The following is a 19,425-nucleotide window of genomic DNA, read 5'->3' on the forward strand; positions in this document are numbered from 1 at the left end:
GGCGATATTGTTTCTGATGTTCTTAGAGTCAACACTGAGCACGAGTATACTGTTGTGAACGGAGATGGACAGGCGATGTTCCACAAATACACTTGGCAATCGAAACCCTCTCTGCACCCGGGGGGACCCCCGCCAAACAGAGCACTGCGGCAGTTCAACAAGCAACCGAAGAACCCGCCGAAGAGTTGGAATAAATAATGTCACAGAACATACTTTCAATTGCAGGTACTGTAGCGATTGTAACTGGCAGTACGCGTGGTATCGGTGAAGCAGTTGCAAAACGGTTGGCCGAAGCAGGTGCTTCAGTCGTTGTCAGTGGGAGAACAGAGTCTGACGGTACGGAAGTCGTCGACTCAATTACTTCGGCGGGCGGAACCGCGAAGTTCATACAGACTGATATGCGGACTCCGGACGACATACAGGCACTCATCGAGACAACTGTCGCGGAGTTCGGAGGGCTCGATATTCTCGTAAATAATGCTGGCTTCGAGACAGATACGGCTCCTGATGAGGTGGATATTGAAACTTGGGATGCGATCATTGACACTGATCTTCGAGCGTACTGGCTTGCGGCGAAATACGCTTACCCCTACCTCGTTGAGAGCGACTATGCAGCGGTCGTTAATGTGAGTTCGAACCACTCGCTTCAGACACAGCCTAAAAAGTTTCCGTACAATGTCGTCAAAGCAGGAATCGACAACATGACCCAGTCAATGGCGGTTGCTTGGGGTATCGATGGAATTCGAGTCAACAGCGTAAACCCCGGTTGGACGAAGGTCGAACGGATCACAGAGTCGTTGACCGACGAGGAGTTAGCATATCTCGACCGAGTTCACCCACTGGGCCGGATCGGAAATCCCGAGGATGTTGGGAATGCCGTGCTGTATCTGGTTAGCGAACTCTCGGGTTTTGTGACCGGTGAGAGCCTCGTTGTCGACGGTGGTCGAACCTCCGTGCTCCAAGACGACCTCTATCTGAACGATCACGGACTTTCTTTAGACGATTGAGACCTCTGTCTAATCGTAGTATAGTATCGAACCATCCGTCTTTAGTTAGGAGACGAACCGCGTGACAGTGGCGGCTTATCGAGGCTACTTTTCGGAAGGAATGAGGAGGTGTCGAGTGTGCACAACGAAACCTCCTCATCACGGATTATGCGTCGGCTCACTACACTGTTTCCCTCCGAATTCCTCGAAGAGCACGCCGAGGAACTCGGCGTGGTCGAACGCGACCGCAAGCTCCAGATTCCCGTCTTCGTCTGGGCATTCGTGTTCGGCTTCGCCGCAGGCGAACGCCGAACACTCGCAGGGTTTCGACGCAGCTACAACTCCACAGCTGACGAGCCGATCTCACCGGGTGGGTTCTATCAGCGGTTGACGCCGACGCTCGCGGAGTACTTCCGCGACCTCGTCGAGCACGGTCTCGACGAGGTCGCTGTTCCCGACACTGTTGACGTTGACATCGACCGATTCAGTGATGTAATGATCGCTGATGGAACGGTGTTGCGGTTACACGAGTTTCTCGCTGATCAGTTCGAAGCCCGCCACGAGGAGCAGGCTGGAGCGAAGCTCCACCTGCTCCACAATGCCACTGAACAGACGATTGAACGGATCGACGTTACCGACGAGAAAGCACACGACAGCACGCTGTTCAAGACAGGGTCGTGGCTTGAGAACCGCCTCGTATTGTTCGACCTCGCGTACTTCAAGTACCGACGGTTTGCGCGGATCGACGAGAACGGCGGCTCCTTCGTGAGCCGGCTGAAACAGAACGCGAATCCGGTGATTACGGATGAATTACGGGAATGGCGCGGCCGCGCCATTCCCTTGGAGGGCAAGCAACTCCGTGATGTGCTCGACGATCTCGACCGGACGTACATCGATGTGGAAGTCGAAGTCGAGTTCAAGCGCGGGCCGTACAACGGGACGCGGTCGCTGGATACGAAGCGGTTCCGCGTCGTCGGCGTCCGCGACGAGGACGCCGACGACTACCATCTATACGTGACAAATCTGTCGCGAGAGGAGTTCTTTCCGGCGGATTTAGCGCAGATCTACCGGTGTCGGTGGGAAGTGGAGTTGCTGTTCCGTGAGTTGAAGACGCAGTACGACCTGGACGAGTTCGACACGAGCAACGAGCACGTGGTGAAGATCTTGCTGTACGCAGCGTTGCTGTCACTGCTTGTGAGCCGTGATCTGTTGGATCTGGTCACCGAGCAGGCGGATGATGAGCTCGTGTTTCCACCGGAACGCTGGGCGGCGACCTTCCGGTCGCACGCCCAGCTCATCCTCCACGAACTCGGTGAGCACCTCGGTTATTCGCCACCGCCGCTGTTGGAGCGGCTGATCGAGGACGCACAGAAGATCCACAAGCAACGACCGATCTTACAAGAGACGCTCGCTACCGCTACACAACCGAGGTGTGAGTCTTAACTAAAGACGAATGAGTATCGAACCGGTGGGGTATCTGAATATATCCGAATGACAGTGTATTTATTATGAGCGTTGATATGCTACCCTATGCGTGTCGTAGTGACAGACCGTCCGTTTCCAGAACCGAACCCATATGAAGGGCTTCTCGACGAAATCGACGATCTGTATGGCGATGCCATCGATCCGACCGAAGATGAGATCGTGTATGCGGAGTGTACAACTGAAGAGGCGACCATCGAGGCCTGCCGGGATGCTGATGTAATTATCACATTTATCGCCCCGATCTCCGACCGTGTGCTGGAAGCCACCGATGACGTCAAACTCATCATCCGACAGGGTGCGGGCTACGACAACATCGACGTTCAGGCGGCGACCGTCCGTGGGATTCCAGTCTCGAACGCACCAGACTACGGATCGGCCGATGTCGCCAGCCACGGGATCGCGCTTGCACTGGCGGCCAGCCACGACGTGGTCAACGGTGACCGCGGTCTCCGCGAGCAGTCTGGCTGGGGTTCCAACCGTGTGATCCATCCGATTCAGGGCGGTACCTACGGCATCGTGGGCCTCGGTCGCATCGGCCGTCGGGCGGTCCCGATGGCTCGTGGTCTCGGGATGGATGTGATCGCGTTCGATCCACTGCTTGATGACGACATTTTCGAACAGTTGGATGTCAAGAAAGTGTCCTTTGAGGAGATGCTTGAGCGCTCGGACTGCATCGTGCTTCACGCCCCACTCAATAAGGAAACACATCACCTGTTTTCAAACGATGAGTTCGTACAAATGAAAGAGACCGCGATCTTGGTCAATGTCGCTCGGGGACCGCTCGTTGATGAAGACGCACTCGTCGATGCGGTCGAAAGTGGCGAAATTCGTGCAGCGGGACTCGATGTCTATGAGGAGGAGCCGCCGACCGACTCGCCAGTGCTCGGCTCGGAAAATATCGTCTGTTCGCCACACCATGCAGGGGGTTCTCCCGACGCGAAGCAAAACAAGATCCGGATCGTTCGGGAGGAACTTGAACGGGTGCTGAAGGGGAAACCGTTACATAACATCGTCAATCAGGAAGTCTACCAGTACCGCGAGTAGCCGACTGTTCTCTTCTCTGCCGATCGACGTTTCGAACGACACTCGTAAGTATCGGCTCTCGGTACCCTCTGATATGCAAATCGACGCAGTCATTCCGGCCCGAATGGGGTCGACTCGGTATCCGGGCAAACCGCTCTGTGACATCCACGGGCTGACGATGATCGAACACGTCTATCGCCGGACCGAGATGAGCGAGTCGGTCGACAACACCTACGTTGCGACGCCCGACGAGGAGATTCGTGAGGAGGTCGAGTCGTTCGGTGGCGAGGCGATCATGACCGGTCAACATCCCCGAGCGACAGACCGGGTTGCTGAAGCCGCTGAAGGTCTTGACAGCGATATCGTGATCGTCATGCAGGGCGACGAACCACTCGTCTACCCCGAGATGATTGATGACGCGGTCAAACCGATCATCGAGGAAGATGAGGTGCGGTGTACGAATCTCGCCAAGAGTATCGAGACCGAAGAGTCCTTTCGGGATCCAAACAACGTCAAGGTCGTCGTCGACGACAACTGGGATGCACTGTACTTCTCCCGTGAGCCGATTCCGAACCTCCACGATGCTGTGTTCAATGAGATTGATGCCTACAAACAGGTGTGTGTAATTCCGTTCGAACGGGAGTTCCTCTTCGAGTTCACCTCGATGGAGGAGACGACACTCGAAAAGATCGAGTCGATCGATATGCTGCGACTGCTCGAAAACGGCTACGGCGTTCGGCTGGCTGAGACTGAGCGAAACGTGTATGCGGTTGATACTCCGGAAGATCACGAGAAAGTAAACGAGATGATAGAAGATGATCCGCTTTTCAACGAGTACAAATAAATACAACTGAATACAGAACTAACTGGACAGAAATGTATATATAGGCATAGGCTATCAGTGGAGTATGGCTCTCGTCCCAGAGCAGTATAATCTTTCAAATTTCATACAGGCGGTCCGGAACCCTGCGAAATTTCTAGACGAAGCTCATCGACATGCCCAGAGATTCTATCCAATCCCCGAATACGGACGCCGGTTGCTTTTCAACCACCGGTACGGTCCAGGAACTGATTTTATCGAGGAAGACTGGGATACTCTCATTATTCTCGATGCGTGTCGATACGACGAATTTGCTCGACAGTCTGATCTCGATGGATCCCTCCAGTCGCGTATCTCGAGAGGGTCACAGAGTATCGAGTTTATGGAGGAGAATTTCCAGAGCAAACGGCTTCACGACACTGTCTACGTCACCGGCAATCCGCACACGGCGAAATTGGACGAGGAGACCTTTCACGCAATGTTTACCGTCCCTGTCGAACCGCTTGAACCGCCAGCCTACGAGGGGTTTCCCCCCAACAGCAGGGCAGTGAGGCCCGAAGATGTCGTTGAGAGGGCAAAACAGGCCTATGAGAACTTCCCCGACAAGCGACTCGTGGTCCATTTCATGACACCACACACCCCCTATCTTGGTGAAACGGGAGCAGAAACATATAGTAATCTACACGAATCGCGCGGCGATCTGACGGTGAAAATGGGCCGAGGAGCAAACGGAAATCTCAATCTCACAGTCTCTCAGATTATGAACAACGGTGCCATCGATATAAGCGACGAAACGCTCAAAACGGCGTACAGAGAGAATATCGATATCGTGTTGAAACACGTGGAAGAATTGTTAGCTGTCCTCTCCGGGAAAACGGTAGTGACGGCCGATCACGGCGAGTTCCTCGGAGAAACGGTCCGGTTGGCCGAGTCGGAAACGTGGAGGGCGAAGACCTACGGTCACTTCCGTGTCGCCCGACCCGAACTCCGGGACGTTCCATGGCTCGTCGTTGAGCAAGGCGATCGTCGAGAAGTGACATCCGAACCCCCTGTCGAATCGGAGCGATTTGCTGCTGACGAGGTCGAACAGCAACTGGAAGCTCTCGGCTACGCTTGACCAGAATGCAGAGTGCAGTACGAAACGCCAAAGTAATACTTATCTCCCTATTTAATTCTGAGTACACACTGCTCGTGTCATGATTAACGCAACAATATCTCTGTACAAGCGGTTGTTGATGCCAGTCACGGAATGGCTGGGAATTCACGATACCATCTCTCGGTTGTTCGACAGAGTTCGGTCTCTGTATCTTGACCTTCATAAGCGGTACGGGCCCGCGACGATCACACACAACATTTCTGGGGTCAAAGTGACCTACCCTATTAAAACGGACTGGCAACATGACCGTTTCTATCACCTCGGAGAGATTCATATACTGGAGGATATGATGGCGGAGATGCGCCCGGACGATGTCTTCTATGATGTAGGTGCGTACCATGGCTGGCACGCTGTTACTGCAGCCACGGCTGCTCCCGACAGTGATGTCGTCGCTTTCGAGCCACATCCTATGTCTCACCAACAACTCTGTGAGGTCGTCGACGCGATCGACGCCGACATCCGAGCCTGTCAGATTGCATTGTCTGACAAAAATGGGACCGAAACGATCGGGGAGACGAGTGAGCCCCGAGCACGGTTGGGTAACAACGCAGATGGAATCAAAATAGAGACTGTCAACGGTGATCAGTACATCACCGAACAGGAGCTGCCTCGACCGACAGTAATCAAAATTGACACTGAAGGTATGGAGTTGAACGTTCTAGAGGGGCTGCGAACCAACCTAGAAAGTGAAGACTGCCGTCTCGTTTACTGTGAACTTCATCCGACGCTTGCGCCACAAGAGGATGTCGAAGGCTCCGTGATAAGACTCCTCGAAGAACTCGGTTTCGAATGTGAAAAATTCACTGACGAGTCGAAAAATCACCTCAAAGCAAAGAAACCGGAATAACTCGACCCACCAGATATGATACAAAAAATACAGAAAGCTGTTCGAGATCCGTCCAAGATACCGACCTACTTCCAGTGGGTGTACCGCACCAAGTTTCTCTCCAACTATCACAGATACATACGTAGTCGTGGAGCGTCTATTTACCGTGATTCAGGGGACTGGCAACCACAGACGGACGTTCACCACAGCATCCGTGAAACGGTTTTCGGCGACCTCAAACTGAACGATCAGGACCGCACGGCGTTCAGAACGTATCTGAAAGTGTGTGATCTCGCGAACTACCTTGGATGTGAGTCAGTGCTCGAAATCGGTGCGGGTCTCTCAACAGCTATCTGGGCGGATTTTTCTGAGCGGACTGGAGCGAGTGTAACGTCTATCGACGCAGATTTCGACCGGTTTGACCGATGGATCGCGGGCACCCGTCACGAACGGGCAATCACGGACCACGTGCAGACCAAAGAGGGTGTGAGCATCGACCCCGAAGAGCTCAGACAGTTCTATGCGAACTCCCACACAGAGTACGCAGATATCCCTGTGACAGCAATTGCATCAGATCTGGACCAGTTCGCGAGAGCAGCGGGCTGTCCTGCCAGACACGTGGATCTCAACAGGAGTCTGGTTTCTCGTCGGGCGTGGTCGGCTTCGGATGTCATCGTCTCCGATGAGAAACTCCGCTTTCCGAAAAAATTCCTTAATTACTACGTGAAAGGTACAGATTCATTCGACGAACTCGTGGAGATGTTAGGTGATGTCGAGCAGACAAATGTAATAGAAGACCTGACGAACATGGGCAACGGGTGGGATTTGATATGGTTTGATTCCGGTGAGGTGTCTTCGATGGTGGAGTGGAAACAACTGAAGTCGCATATCAACCCCGGCGGAATCGCTGCATTCCACGATATCTTCTTCCCGAAATCGATGAAGAACTTCGTTGTCGGTGCAACACTACTGAATGATCCGAACTGGGAAATAATACTGGTAGAGGAATCCACGAGACAGGGGCTCCTTCTCGCACAGAAACGAACCTGACTACTGCTGTATTGAGTTGGTTGCGTCGCAAAGTTTTCTAGATTTTGCCTTTAGTGCTCTCAGTTGAGAGGTCACAGCTCATTGCTGTTTTCGTTGATTGTTGGAGCAGTTCGTTGATTGATCCGACAGCTTCGATCGACGATACAAATGGTTCGTCGATGTCTTCGTCGATAGCGAACCAGCATCGCATACTGTACGCACGACGGGGACGTTCAATTCTTAGCGCCACAAAATTGGTGGAGATGAAATCCTCGGTAGTTGTAATATGTGCTACTGTTGATTCTAGTTTGAATGTTTTATTACATGATATTAAGACTGAGATTAAATACACACCGTTAATGTTTTTTAAATTGGCCATATGTTAATTGATATGGACAAATCGATTTTCTATGAAGGAATTAAATGCCTGTATAATAGGGACTTTAGCAAAATAATCAAGTATACTTATGATCACACAGTAGACAATTCGAATAGCATCAGTTCTGATGTATCTATACCTAGCTGGATTGAACAAAGTAGCAGTCCTCTTTTAGCTACACCTGATGTTGGAGAAGAACCATACTATAACATCCTTTCAGGCGCTGCTAAAACAGAAATCACGCCACCGAATGATTTTGATAGCATTGATTTAGGTTTATATCAAAAAACAGGTTTAGATGATTTCATTGTTGAAATATCGTATAATTCATCTTCTGGGGAAGAGAATAAAAAGAGTTTCAATTTTGTCTCGGGGAATAGTTCACAGGCCTACATGCCAATCGCTATTGATCTTGAAGAATCAACCGAAAAAGCGCAAATAACTGCGTTTTCTAAGGGGAAGTCCGAATCGGATAATTCGTTATCTCTTGGGGTTCCCAGCCCAAATTATAAATCTGCAACTCCAATTTTTTTCTTTTCAATTGATAGTCTTCCTTTCTATTGTCGTGATTTGATGAAGCCGCTTATTGATACAGTTGATAATGGTGTCGTTCCAGAAGAACCGCGTACACAAGGGACTTGGACTCCTTCCTCTCATGCTTCAATGTTTACTGGGTTCCATCCTGCTGATCACCATTACGTGAATAGTAATCTACTAGAAAACAATCGACCCATCAACAGCTCCCTAACTACTCTTCCAGAAGTACTGATGGAAAACCAATACAAGTGTTCCGCCATTGTTAGTCATTCGGCTTTACGGCCAAAATATGGATTTGGTCGTGGATTTCACCGGTATCATACGAAGGAAATGAGTGATTGGTTAAATCGTAAAAACGACGCAAGAGATAATATAAATGAGTTGATTAAATGGGTGGATGAAGATACGATGTCCGGGTCAAAGAACTTATTTTATTTCACCCATTTATTTGATCCTCATTTTCCATATTTGCCTCCACTTCCGGATGACGAGATCGAAAATGTCGATCTGGAACTAATCAAGGAATATGATGAATGGTATCATAGTTGGGGTGATTCTATTCATCCTGTGGGCCCGCTCAGTGATGGTGAAAAGATAGATCCTAGTACTTTTGAAAAACGACGTGAAAAATTTGGAATTGAACGAATTGAACAAATCAAGCAGTACTATAAAAGGTCAGTTGAATATACTGCAAATCAACTTGACAGATTTATAGAGCATCTGAAGCATAAAGACATTTACCAAGAATCATATATAATTATCACTGGTGATCACGGAGAGGAATTCTGTGAAAGGGCCTATGGTACTCATGGTAGTTTATATGATCAAAACATCCGCCCGTTCATGTTGATTAAACCACCAGAAGGCGAAACGTGGGATATTCCTGATGAAGTAGATACGATTGATTTGTTCCCGACTATCGCTAAATCGATAAATGCAGATATATCACCGAATGTGCAAGGGATTCCGCTTCAAGAAAAAGAAAAATCAACACAGCGGATTACTGAAAGACTTGCCGCTGATTTGCCTTGTTTTGCCGCCTAGTGACGACGGTCTGGGACGCTTTTACTGTAATATTCCGCCAGATTAACCCGGAAATGGACGCCGTCTGGCGATATGGCATCGCTCAGACGGCTTGCTTGGATGTGTCGAGATCTTGCCAAACAGCATGTTGATGATCCGGACGTACCCGCCGCGCCGGACGGCGCGGACGGGTACGCTGAGTGGGTACAGATCGCGTTGATCCTGTATCGCGTCGAACTCGAAAAGAGTCTCCGTGAGACCGAAGACTACCTCAACGAGATGCCCGGCGTCCTCGCCGTGTTTGATCTCGACGACGCACCGCACTACAGTTCGTTTTGTCGGTGGGAAAACGAGTATCGGATGCGTGAACTCCGCCGCCTGCTCCGCACTTCGGCGGAGCAGGCGGGCTGGAGTGGTGAAGCCGCAATTGACGCAAGCGGCTTTCAACGCGACCAAACCAGCTACCACTACCGCGATCGCGCAGACTTCTCGTTTCAGTCGATGAAGACGACGATCTTGATCGACGTGAATTCGCTAGCGATCAAGGACGTTCATTTCACGACGCAGAAGGCGTGGGACGGCCACATTGGGATGCAGGTCTTCCGCCGGAACGCGGAAGACCTGCGTGTGTTATCTGCCGACGCGAACTACTCATGGAGCGAACTCCGTGAGGAGTGTCGCTCCAACTCAACGCGACCACTGATCAAGCACAGAGAGCAAACACCGCTACAGAAGGCTCACAACGCCCGGATGAACGAGGATTACAACCAGCGCTGGATGAGTGAAACCGGCTTCTCGCAGTTGAAGGAAGACGACGGCGAGAAGCTCCGCTCCCGGAGCTGGCACGGCCAGTTCCGGGAGCTCACGCGGAAGTGCATCATCCATAACCTGACGCAGGCGGCGAGTTAGGGCTCGCCGCCTGCTCTCCCTTCTCCGGACGTATTTGGGAGAGGCATCGCCGTCGTCACCTGATCAAGGAAGTAAGATACCATAGTTTTGACCCTTTGACGACCACCGCCAGCGGCGGCTACTACATCTTCTGAGTGTAAGAACCAGTCTCTGACATCGTGAAACCGTGAGTTATCGACCCTACCCCGACGCAGTCTTGCGTTCAACAAGGCACGCTGATTGGTACCGGATTTCGGTAGAAATCAAGGGTATTAAGGCTATTTATCATTTTAAAATTGAAAAGCCACAAAGGCCGATTAATAACGGAGTTATTTCTGACCCAGACTTCACTGAATACTATATAATAAAGGAGGTTCGGAATGGGAACTATAATGAGAGAAGTGATGATATTTCTAAGGATATGAAGAATAAGTTGTGGACTCAAACTGCTCATTTTCTTGAAAATAATACTGTGTCCAGCAAGACGGAAATAGACGACAGAAGACAAATTACGGACGAGGAATTAGAACGTTTAGAAGCGCTTGGTTACAAATGAATATTTTCCAATCAAAATGTCGTTCCGGAGATGGAAGTCGATGAGTCCGCTAACCTGATTTGACCAGCTATCCGTTGTCGGCGATCCGATCAGCGACTCGATCAGCTACTTCGTCTAATAGGGCTTCTTTCGTTTCCGGGTTGTCAGTTAGTTCATCAATTAGCCCGACGGTTTCGATCATATCGGTGTCGTCGGGATCAACTTCGGCGTACGATTCTTGATCGTGTCACAAAGCCTTCTAGAGTTCAGTAGCAGCTGACTCCCTACGAAGGGACCCTCTAGTGTCTTCCCCGGGAGATGTCTCATGCGCGCCACGATTAATGTGCGGTTAGCTGTTAACATGCCTTGTTTTGCCGCCTAGTGACGACGTTCTCAGACGCTCTTACTGTAATATTCCGTTAGATTAACCCGGAAATGGACGCCGTCTGGCGATATGGCATCGCTCAGACGGCTTGCTTGGATGTGTCGAGATCTTGCCAAACAGCATGTTGATGATCCGGACGTACCCGCCGCGCCGGACGGCGCGGACGGGTACGCCGAGTGGGTGCAGATCGCGTTGATCCTGTACCGCGTCGAACTGGAGAAGAGTCTCCGTGAGACCGAAGACTACCTCAACGAAATGCCCGGCGTCCTCGCCGTGTTTGATCTTGACGACGCACCGCACTACAGCTCGTTTTGTCGGTGGGAAAAGGAGTACCGAATGCGTGAACTCCGCCGCCTGCTCCGCGCTTCGGCGGAGCAGGCGGGCTGGAGTGGTGAAGCCGCAATTGACGCAAGCGGCTTTCAACGCGATCAAACCAGCTACCACTACCGCGACCGCGCAGACTTCTCGTTTCAGTCGATGAAGACGACGATTTTGATCGACGTGAATTCGCTAGCGATCAAGGACGTTCATTTCACGACGCAGAAGGCATGGGACGGTCATATTGGGATGCAGGTCTTCCGCCGGAACGCGGAAGACCTGCGCGTGTTATCTGCCGACGCAAACTACTCATGGAGCGATCTCCGTGAGGAGTGTCGCTCCAACTCAACGCGACCACTGATCAAGCACAGAGAGCAAACACCGCTACAGAAGGCTCACAACGCCCGGATGAATGAGGATTACAACCAGCGCTGGATGAGTGAAACGGGCTTCTCGCAGTTGAAGGAAGACGACGGCGAGAAGCTACGCTCCCGGAGCTGGCACGGCCAGTTCCGGGAGCTCACGCGGAAGTGCATCATCCATAACCTAACGCAGGCGGCGAGTTAGGGCTCGCCGCCTGCTCCCCCTTCTCCGGACATATTTGGGAGAGGCATCGCCATCGTCATCTGATCAAGGGAGTAAGATGGCATAGTTTTGACTCTTCGAGCAACACCGTCAGCGGCAGCTACTACATCTTCTGAGTGTAAGAACCGTGCTTTAACGCCGTGAAACCGTGAGTTACCGACCCTACCCCGACGCTGTCTTGCGTTCAACAAGGCATGTTAACATCGACGCCGACAAAACGATACAGCTGATCACGCTTGCCGAGTTCATTACCGAGCAAAATATTGAATCGGTCCTTCTTGAATACCTTGCCGAGAGCCTCGACGCGGCCCACGTCGAGTCCTCTAAGACCTGACTTCCACGGCTTTCATCCATCCAGAACAGCACTTCTTCATCAGTAACAAATGTTCACGCCCAGCGTTACTCTCCGTCAACCAGAATGCCTGTTTCGTCACAGTAGACGACCTAAATCTCCTGAATCTTTTCTTTGACGTCATTGTATGCGGATCACAGCCGGTCTGCGACCCGCTTGGTCAAGTTGTAGATCGTCCGGTGGGAGGTCGAGCTCCCAGTCAAACAGCTCGACCTGTTTGCGGTTCGGAAGTCGTTGATGAAACCGATCGAGAGCGGTTTAGGCCATGATACTTGGCCCAAATTACCCTTTTCGGGACAGTCAGGATGTTCAACAACGACCTCGTTTCCATGGGAACAGTGGTGTTTGCCGAGTTCGTCTACGACAGTGGTTGGAATGGGAAGCGGGACATCGATAACAGTTCGTGAAACGTAGCTATCAGGGTTATTGAGGTGTTGCTCACAGCTGGACAGTACCCTTGGTCAACCCGAATAGTTTCTTCTGGTTTAGGTGGCGGTCGAGTAATTCCCTCGTGACCTTTGCTACGTATAGGTGATGGGTCGCCGCCAGTGTTGTCTTCTTGAGGTTCTTCGGCTTCGTCCCCGTCTTGGCCGTCACTGCTAGGTGATTTAGCCGTAGCACCCTGTTTACTGGGTGGTGTGCTTGGGTTTTCGTACCGCTTGAGGCGAGCTCAAGTGGTTTGATCTCTCGTTGTTGTGCCAGGATCTGGCATCGTAGAAATCGGTTCTCAAGCTCTTTGATTACCAGCTGTGGCGGAGTAGCGAACTATCATCGGTGAGGATCACGGAATCGACAGATTCCGTCGATCTGCGACTCCCCAGTGATACAGTTATCTCTGCATTAGAGAGCGGTCTATGAGATTGATACGAAATCGTCTCGACATAGAACTGCTATCCAATTACCGACAGGGTAGATTAGAGGATCTCTTCGATGTCAACCCGCTCGTACACTTCAAGTTCACCGCCAACGGTCGCATTGTAAATATCGATGTTAAGATCTTCGAGAATCTTCTTTACAACGATGTGGCTCCTTCGTATTTCTTCGTTAGCGTACCTATTGTCTTTGGGCATAACTCGATACGTCGATGAAAAATGATTAGGATCACCGCTGTTCAAAATAGACTGTGTAAATCGGATGTACATACCTGCCAGCGGTGTAAGGAAGAGCAAAAATGCAATCGCATTTGCCATTGATCTGAGAACAACACGTTCCTTCAGACATCCTTTGAGGAAGGCAGGGATTCGTGTCAAGAAGTCCTTCGGTCCGGTTGAGTAGTCCATTGGATCTACTCCAGTATCGAATATCATGTGTGGATCGTGATAGTCGTATCCGAGATCACAACCAAGGAGATAGATCTCATCGAATCCGAAGTACACAGCCAATTGAATGGCAGCAAACATTGAATTGTACGTATACAAGAATTCAGCAGGATCATCTGACCAGTATCTATAGCTCTCTTCAATTGATTCCTTCTCTAACTCGGTGAAATCTTTTGAATGGATATCGTTCCCCGCTATGCTTGTGACTGGTTCTCGTTTCCACTCCTTCCGATCGATATAGTAGACGTTGTCGTGTTCTCCAAACTTGTGAAATGTTTCTTTATTTATAAAACAGGCTATCCCATCCTTTATGTTCTGCCCAATGAATCTCTCTTCTTTATCAGGTAGATCTTCTCTTGGGTTAAAATAAAATGAGGGTCGCCAAGACGTCTGGTCGTAAATATCGTTGACTCTCTTCATACCCATCGTATACTCGTTGTCGATCTTTTCGAGTGGAGTGTCCTGCAAACTTGGGCCGTTTCCAAGGAGAAAGATTCGCTCGCCTTCGTATTTATTATAAAGTTCGTTCAACGGTGGCACAGTCCGTTCATATAAAGAAGAGGATATAGAATTTGTGATTCGCTCCTCAAAAGTACATCATTGGTTTCAGAGTACAGCATTAAGAATATGTTTGAGTGCTTGGTATACTTTCTACGGTGTTGAAAAGATCAGAGGTACGGCATCAGCCTGTCGTTTTATATTCCACGATGCCAAGAGAGCCACGGTTGCAAGCAGTCGTTCGACTTGAGGCTACAGACTATGAGAAGCGGGCGGCTAATGGATCGCCCTCATCGAGCGATGTCAAATCGTCATGTATGTCAAATAACTTCGCTTACTGGCGGTTTAGTAGGCGTTCGTGAAACTTTCCAAGATCGGTTAGGGCTTACCCGTCTCGTCTTGGACAGTCAGGATGTTCAGTAGTAACCTCGTTTCTGCACACGCATTCGTCCAAGTTTGTGCTCAACAACGGTCATTTGGACTGGATGTGGGATGTCGATAACCGTTCATGAGGTGTAGTTAGCAGGATCAGTGAGCACACGTTCACAGTCCTGACAGTACCTTTCGTCAACGTGGACTGTTTCTTCCGGTTCAGCCGATGGTTGGGGTGTTCCTCATGTCCTTCATTTCGACTCCGAGCAACGCCGTTGCTGTCGCTTACGTTCGCTAGCAATGTGAGAGCTACGAAACAGACTGTGTCGCTATCCAACTACATCCGTACGTCTTCCCAGCACTGAACTCCACGGCTGTACCGTATTGATAGAACACTTCCGTGTTCGGTCACCGATAACCCAATGCTTCAAGCTGAGATCGGATACTCTCCGTTTCGTACTCGTCAGTAACAGGTGGCTCCGAGACGGTCTCCCGGCGTGTCTCGACCGGCAGTTCGAGCCACGGCACGTCGACCAACTCGGGCACATCGATATCACCGTAATGGCCGAAGTCGTACTTCCACCACTGGTTTCCCCAGCGATTGTGGAGGTGCTTCATCCAGCGTGGCATTCCTTCGCCAAGCAGTTCGCCGTGGTCGGCGGTGACGACGATCTTGCCGTCGATCTCGTCTATGAGCGGCTGAATTGCATCGATCACGTACTCGTAGTTTTCACTGTAGATGTCCCGCATCTCCGAGGCGTCGACTTCCCCTGCTCGGGCTGCCTCGTAGTTGCGGTACGGTGAATCGGTCGGGAGCTCCGCGCCGTCTTTGAATATGTGTGGTACGTGCGGCGGCAGGAGATGCACGATATGACGTTTGTTCGGATACTCCTCGTGGAGCTCGATTGCCCGGTCGACAACTGGCTCTGGATCAGTCAACCCACGCCGGTTTTCCTGTCCTTGCTTTTCGCGTTTGTCGTCGTGCCACATCCCGATTACTTTATGAACGTCGAGATGTTCTCTATGGTTTGCTACCTGTGGATTTGCAGATAAATATACCACGTCGTGAGCGCGACGGCCACTGAAATTGCGTTTGAGAAAATCCGCAGTCACGGAGCCCGCTGAGCGCTTCTTTCTGAGGGTCCCGGACGACGGCTCCAGTTCAGCAAAGATATCGTATCGACCGCAGTCGAGAATAACCAGTGTATCCCACTCCTGATCGAGCACACGAACGCCGCTGTCGTCAAAAATCCACCGCAAAAGGGCGTTTCCACCTTGCTCTCGCAAAAAACGAGCCACAAGTCTTGGATTCGAAAGCCCTTTTTTAATTCGTCCAAGGTTCATGTGGGAACGACCGTCATCGGTCGGCATAATGTTGTTCGTTTGTATATCCTCTCGATCGCAACTCTGAGACGGGGCGAGTCGACGGAACACTTCCTATACGCGAATCACACTATTGAAATAGGGTGCTCGTTACAGGAGTATGTATGAATCCGGTTTTTTTCCTTCGTCATTTCAATGACATCGATCACATCTCGCCGATCATGTGGGAGTGTCTCGAACAGGCTGACGATGTCGTCGCTATATTACTTGATTCGACTTATCCCGGCGAGAGCGATCCTCGGCTCCAATTTCTTCAGCAGTACGACAATTTTGAACTCCGAACTATAGATGATGTCCTCGGTCTTTCATGGGGAAAGCCGATGTTCCGGCTCGGCGAGAACGATACCGAACCCGCGAGCTACGTCTATCAGTATCTCCGTCGACTGCTCCAAAAGACGCGTCTCTCGAATCGATATGCTGTGCCTGCGCTTCGTGAGGTCAACCCGACTGCCTGCATTTTCGAGTGGGGGCCCCCACAACGGACGAGTCACGCCGAGTTCTATCACGCAGCGACGAAACTCGGAATTCCGAGGATTTCTGTCCCACACGGGGCCCACATCTACACTCATATCGATATCAAGGATGTCAGGACGAACGCCGCAGAGAACGGCGACCGGATCATGGCCTCTCGAAACGGATATGACGCCTACGTCGAGCAAAGCGAGTTCCACAAGGAGTCGAACACGTTCTTTGGTGTCCGTCCGGACAATCATTATCTGATCGGCAGTGCCAGATACTATCCGGAGTGGCAAGCGATCAATGAGGAATTCTACGACGCCTACGAACCGGCAGTGGAGACCGACGACAAACTCACTGTCGTGTTCATGCTTCCACACTGGAAGTACCACGTCGACAAAGGCCAGACACTACAGCTACTCTCGGAGCTCGCGACTGAGGAGTGGGTCCATCTCATTATTAAGGAACACACACGCGGAGACAGCTTACCGAGTGATATGTACAGCAGTATGGAAACAAACTCCAATACGGAGATCATCGCGGACATTCCGTCTGTCTCTCTGATTAAGGAGTCCGATGCCGTGATAAATTTCGGATCGAGTATCGGGATCGAAGCGTTCCTTCAGGAGAAGCATCATCTCTATCCATCGTATCTCCACTCGAATAATACTGCGTTTGATAGATCGAATGCCGGACATCAGCCGACTACGAACGCTGAAACGGTCGACATACTCCGGGATCTACACCGGGGAAATGCCCCTGAACAGTCCGAAGCGAACATTCATGAACTGTACCGACTAATGATCTACGGTGGCCGAGAGCCGTTCGACGTTCCCTACGAGTACCGTGCACTAATCGAGTCACTTTCAACTGACTGGAAAAGCGACGCTCACTGATTTTGCTGGGCGCTGTTCGGCGAGTCGATACTTGTGTCGGTGGTGTAGATTCCAATACTGTATCTGTAGTTGTCGGCTTCCAACCCGTCGACTGCAATGATGTCATCGCTGCAACGCCATGGGTAGACAGGGTTTAGCGTGTGCATGAACCGTCTGTTCCACTGTTGTCGATCGATTTTCGCGAAGACGGGTCGCTCACCGACCTCCTGTTGCTTGAATCGCTCCGTCGATAGTTCTGTGATCCGGTACTGATACAGCTCCGTATTAATGTGAGATCTATAAAAAATATCCACGCTATCGTCGTGGTAGACCGGCCGACCGGACGGAACCATCTCAGCGCCACCAATTGAACACTGCTCGATTGCATCTCTATCGTTCCGAAAGATCGGACTCGCTGGGTGTGTTTGCCACCCTGAATCGGTTAGCGAATCGGCATATGCCAGCACGATGTCCATAGAATCTGTATCTTGATAGATGAGATACCATGTCCCGTCCCAGAGAATCGGCGTTGGATCCTGTCGAACCCGATCCGGAATCGGTGTTGCGACAAGCCGCCACTCGGTTGGATAATCATCGGCGACGTACACTCTGAACTGTCCATTGACATTGGCTCCTGGAGAGGGAACCATTATCCACTCACCGTCGTACCGGAACACGTGTGGATAGGTGTGTTGTGCGACCTCCGGGGCGAGTACCGTTTGATTATACTCGTATTTGAGACCGTCTTCACTGAACGCATGACCGATATAGACTTCTCCGCCACTGTCTTTAATTTCGAAGAACATATCGTATACACCGCGATTGTAGACGACAAACGGATCCGCGACGAACGTTGCCGAGGCGTCGGTGATGTCGTCCCGCGTGAGCACCGGATTCGCTGCCTCAGGGTGTGGCTTCAGTCGAGCAGTCCCGGTGAACAATCCCTCGTCGGATATCTCATCGTCTCTGAGCTGCCGCTCCGTATTCACTAGCTGCTGGTAGGCGTCGGTTCGATCAGTCGACCGTATCCGTCGATAGAGGTGGGCGTACTTTCGAAGGGAAACCGCATGCACTCGTCGCACAAACGCTGATTTACCTACGAACGTTCGAAACTGATGTCTGAGCGATTTCATCGTCCGTTTGTCGCCCGTCACTGAAGATATCCCATACTTTTCAGGTGCTCCTCGACATCGGAGTCGCCCATCGATTCTTTCCCCTGTGGACGGCCGGTCTCGATCTCCCGTCGGGTTTCGGACTCCTGGACGTGCCACGGAACCGTTCGAAGCTGTTTCGAATACACGTTTTCCCAGTGTGAATACTCCCGGATGTAGAGTGGCGCAAGCCGTTCGCCGAACATATCACCGTGATCCGCAGTGATGGCTGTTTTCCCATCTAACTCGTTGATAACTCGTTTCGCGTGATCAGTGACGATTCCGAGATTTTCGATGTAGACCTCAAACATCTGTTCCTGCGTAATATAGCCTTTTTTCAGGGCCCGTCTGAGGTTTGGCACCTCGTCGACGACGTTCGATCTGTCGGACTCGCCGGGTGTGTGGAGCTCCGTACAGAGAACGTTTTGATTCGCCAGCAGATCCGCCCGTAGCTGCTCGGCCTTCGAACCCACATACGGATTGTTCGGCTGCATGAAATGAACGATGTATCGCTTGTTTGGATACTCCTCGAACGTTTTGATCGTTAAATCTGCGACATCTTCGGGAAGTCTTGCTTCGCCACCCTTGTTATGATCCGTATATGTTCGCCGAGTGAGAAAAAACGTGTCGTCCGGAAGCTCCTCGGACCACGGATTTGCCGTTACGTAGGCCGTATCGTGGAGTTGTTTTCCGTCGAAGGTGTTCTTCATAAACTCGAAACTGTGTGCGCCTTTCGAGATGACCGGCCTTGTCGTCCCTTCGAACGTGTTGTATTGGTCGAAAATATCGTACCGACAGCCATCCAGGATAATGAGGTTATCCCAGTCTTCAGCTAGCAGATCGAACCCAGTTCCGTACTTCTGTTTGAGAAGTTTTGCGTTCAGAAACCGATTCAGATAGCGACCCGCTTTTTTCGGATTGCGTATCGCAGTATATACAGAACCCAGATTGTATGTGCCCATTGTTGATAATTCCGTAGGTTTTCAAGTATTTAAATCAGCGGATGTTCTGTACTCATCCCTTCACCGACAGTACGAGTCCGGA

The 19,425-nt window shown here is 51.0% G+C and carries 17 protein-coding genes and 1 pseudogene; 13 read left to right on the forward strand and 5 right to left on the reverse strand.

The genetic code is table 11. The features are described 5' to 3' along the window. The first annotated feature begins 197 nt into the window (after positions 1–197). The 12 genes from ACZ45C_RS11490 (at position 198) to ACZ45C_RS11545 (ending at position 12,309) form a co-directional block, all read left to right on the forward strand. Complete coding sequence (locus ACZ45C_RS11490) at positions 198–1,007, forward strand: SDR family NAD(P)-dependent oxidoreductase (RefSeq protein WP_460562509.1); 810 nt, start codon at positions 198–200, stop codon at positions 1,005–1,007. Positions 1,008–1,154: 147 nt separating this feature from the next. Continuing rightward, on the forward strand, positions 1,155–2,429 hold the full coding sequence (locus tag ACZ45C_RS11495) for an IS4-like element ISH8B family transposase (RefSeq protein WP_010890432.1): 1,275 nt from the start codon (positions 1,155–1,157) through the stop codon (positions 2,427–2,429). Positions 2,430–2,516: 87 nt separating this feature from the next. Next, complete coding sequence (locus tag ACZ45C_RS11500) at positions 2,517–3,515, forward strand: C-terminal binding protein (protein WP_460561881.1); 999 nt, start codon at positions 2,517–2,519, stop codon at positions 3,513–3,515. Positions 3,516–3,588: 73 nt separating this feature from the next. Then, complete coding sequence (locus ACZ45C_RS11505) at positions 3,589–4,338, forward strand: 3-deoxy-manno-octulosonate cytidylyltransferase (RefSeq protein WP_460561883.1); 750 nt, start codon at positions 3,589–3,591, stop codon at positions 4,336–4,338. A gap of 64 nt (positions 4,339–4,402) precedes the next feature. Next, complete coding sequence (locus ACZ45C_RS11510; RefSeq protein WP_460561885.1) at positions 4,403–5,431, forward strand: alkaline phosphatase family protein; 1,029 nt, start codon at positions 4,403–4,405, stop codon at positions 5,429–5,431. Positions 5,432–5,549: 118 nt separating this feature from the next. After that, positions 5,550–6,317, forward strand: a complete 768-nt coding sequence (locus ACZ45C_RS11515; RefSeq protein WP_464374320.1) for an FkbM family methyltransferase — start codon at positions 5,550–5,552, stop codon at positions 6,315–6,317. A 15-nt stretch (positions 6,318–6,332) separates the two neighbouring features. Next, positions 6,333–7,346, forward strand: a complete 1,014-nt coding sequence (locus tag ACZ45C_RS11520; RefSeq protein ID WP_460561890.1) for a hypothetical protein — start codon at positions 6,333–6,335, stop codon at positions 7,344–7,346. Positions 7,347–7,716: 370 nt separating this feature from the next. After that, positions 7,717–9,285 carry a sulfatase-like hydrolase/transferase gene (locus ACZ45C_RS11525; RefSeq protein ID WP_460561892.1) on the forward strand — a complete coding sequence of 523 codons (1,569 nt, stop codon included), beginning with the start codon at positions 7,717–7,719 and terminating at the stop codon, positions 9,283–9,285. Between the two features lie 72 nt (positions 9,286–9,357). Next, positions 9,358–10,173, forward strand: coding sequence for an IS5 family transposase (locus tag ACZ45C_RS11530; RefSeq protein ID WP_128906796.1), 816 nt, complete (start codon positions 9,358–9,360; stop codon positions 10,171–10,173). A 166-nt stretch (positions 10,174–10,339) separates the two neighbouring features. Continuing rightward, entirely contained in the window at positions 10,340–10,708 is a 369-nt protein-coding gene (locus tag ACZ45C_RS11535) for a hypothetical protein (protein ID WP_460561829.1), read from the forward strand. Between the two features lie 433 nt (positions 10,709–11,141). Continuing rightward, positions 11,142–11,957: an IS5 family transposase gene (locus ACZ45C_RS11540; protein ID WP_464374304.1), complete on the forward strand. Its 816-nt coding sequence runs from the start codon at positions 11,142–11,144 to the stop codon at positions 11,955–11,957. Positions 11,958–12,123: 166 nt separating this feature from the next. Beyond that, on the forward strand, positions 12,124–12,309 hold the full coding sequence (locus ACZ45C_RS11545; protein ID WP_460561927.1) for a hypothetical protein: 186 nt from the start codon (positions 12,124–12,126) through the stop codon (positions 12,307–12,309). On the opposite strand, the pseudogene ACZ45C_RS11550 reads toward ACZ45C_RS11545, so the two are convergent. The 3 genes and pseudogenes from ACZ45C_RS11550 to ACZ45C_RS11560 form a co-directional block, all read right to left on the reverse strand. Continuing rightward, a pseudogene (locus ACZ45C_RS11550) lies at positions 12,294–13,160 on the reverse strand (IS66 family transposase); the annotation flags it as partial. The gene ACZ45C_RS11545 and the pseudogene ACZ45C_RS11550 sit on opposite strands and share 16 nt — an antisense overlap. Positions 13,161–13,241: 81 nt before the next feature. Continuing rightward, positions 13,242–14,186 carry a hypothetical protein gene (locus ACZ45C_RS11555; protein WP_460561908.1) on the reverse strand — a complete coding sequence of 315 codons (945 nt, stop codon included), beginning with the start codon at positions 14,184–14,186 and terminating at the stop codon, positions 13,242–13,244. A 738-nt stretch (positions 14,187–14,924) separates the two neighbouring features. Continuing rightward, entirely contained in the window at positions 14,925–15,743 is an 819-nt protein-coding gene (locus ACZ45C_RS11560) for an alkaline phosphatase family protein (RefSeq protein ID WP_464374321.1), read from the reverse strand. 260 nt (positions 15,744–16,003) lie between these two features. Here ACZ45C_RS11560 and ACZ45C_RS11565 point away from each other — a divergent pair, with 260 nt between their 5' ends. After that, positions 16,004–17,251, forward strand: a complete 1,248-nt coding sequence (locus ACZ45C_RS11565; RefSeq protein ID WP_460561912.1) for a hypothetical protein — start codon at positions 16,004–16,006, stop codon at positions 17,249–17,251. On the opposite strand, the gene ACZ45C_RS11570 is transcribed toward ACZ45C_RS11565, so the two are convergent. Both ACZ45C_RS11570 and ACZ45C_RS11575 read right to left on the reverse strand, forming a co-directional pair. Further along, positions 17,245–18,303: a glucosamine inositolphosphorylceramide transferase family protein gene (locus tag ACZ45C_RS11570; RefSeq protein WP_464374322.1), complete on the reverse strand. Its 1,059-nt coding sequence runs from the start codon at positions 18,301–18,303 to the stop codon at positions 17,245–17,247. The genes ACZ45C_RS11565 and ACZ45C_RS11570 overlap by 7 nt on opposite strands. Positions 18,304–18,380: 77 nt before the next feature. Next, entirely contained in the window at positions 18,381–19,343 is a 963-nt protein-coding gene (locus ACZ45C_RS11575; RefSeq protein WP_460561916.1) for a hypothetical protein, read from the reverse strand. Between the last annotated feature and the right edge of the window lie 82 nt (positions 19,344–19,425).

It is taken from the genome of Halorubrum pallidum, from assembly GCF_055380345.1.

What these genes read in the sequence shown, in the direction of transcription:
- ACZ45C_RS11500 (WP_460561881.1), top strand. Translation starts at nt 2,517, where the DNA reads ATGCGTGTCGTAGTGACAGACCGTCCGTTTCCAGAACCGAACCCATAT.
- ACZ45C_RS11525 (WP_460561892.1), top strand. Translation starts at nt 7,717, where the DNA reads ATGGACAAATCGATTTTCTATGAAGGAATTAAATGCCTGTATAATAGG.
- ACZ45C_RS11505 (WP_460561883.1), top strand. Translation starts at nt 3,589, where the DNA reads ATGCAAATCGACGCAGTCATTCCGGCCCGAATGGGGTCGACTCGGTAT.
- ACZ45C_RS11575 (WP_460561916.1), bottom strand. Translation starts at nt 19,343, where the DNA reads ATGGGCACATACAATCTGGGTTCTGTATATACTGCGATACGCAATCCG.
- ACZ45C_RS11520 (WP_460561890.1), top strand. Translation starts at nt 6,333, where the DNA reads ATGATACAAAAAATACAGAAAGCTGTTCGAGATCCGTCCAAGATACCG.
- ACZ45C_RS11530 (WP_128906796.1), top strand. Translation starts at nt 9,358, where the DNA reads ATGGCATCGCTCAGACGGCTTGCTTGGATGTGTCGAGATCTTGCCAAA.
- ACZ45C_RS11490 (WP_460562509.1), top strand. Translation starts at nt 198, where the DNA reads ATGTCACAGAACATACTTTCAATTGCAGGTACTGTAGCGATTGTAACT.
- ACZ45C_RS11540 (WP_464374304.1), top strand. Translation starts at nt 11,142, where the DNA reads ATGGCATCGCTCAGACGGCTTGCTTGGATGTGTCGAGATCTTGCCAAA.
- ACZ45C_RS11565 (WP_460561912.1), top strand. Translation starts at nt 16,004, where the DNA reads ATGAATCCGGTTTTTTTCCTTCGTCATTTCAATGACATCGATCACATC.
- ACZ45C_RS11515 (WP_464374320.1), top strand. Translation starts at nt 5,550, where the DNA reads ATGCCAGTCACGGAATGGCTGGGAATTCACGATACCATCTCTCGGTTG.
- ACZ45C_RS11495 (WP_010890432.1), top strand. Translation starts at nt 1,155, where the DNA reads ATGCGTCGGCTCACTACACTGTTTCCCTCCGAATTCCTCGAAGAGCAC.
- ACZ45C_RS11510 (WP_460561885.1), top strand. Translation starts at nt 4,403, where the DNA reads ATGGCTCTCGTCCCAGAGCAGTATAATCTTTCAAATTTCATACAGGCG.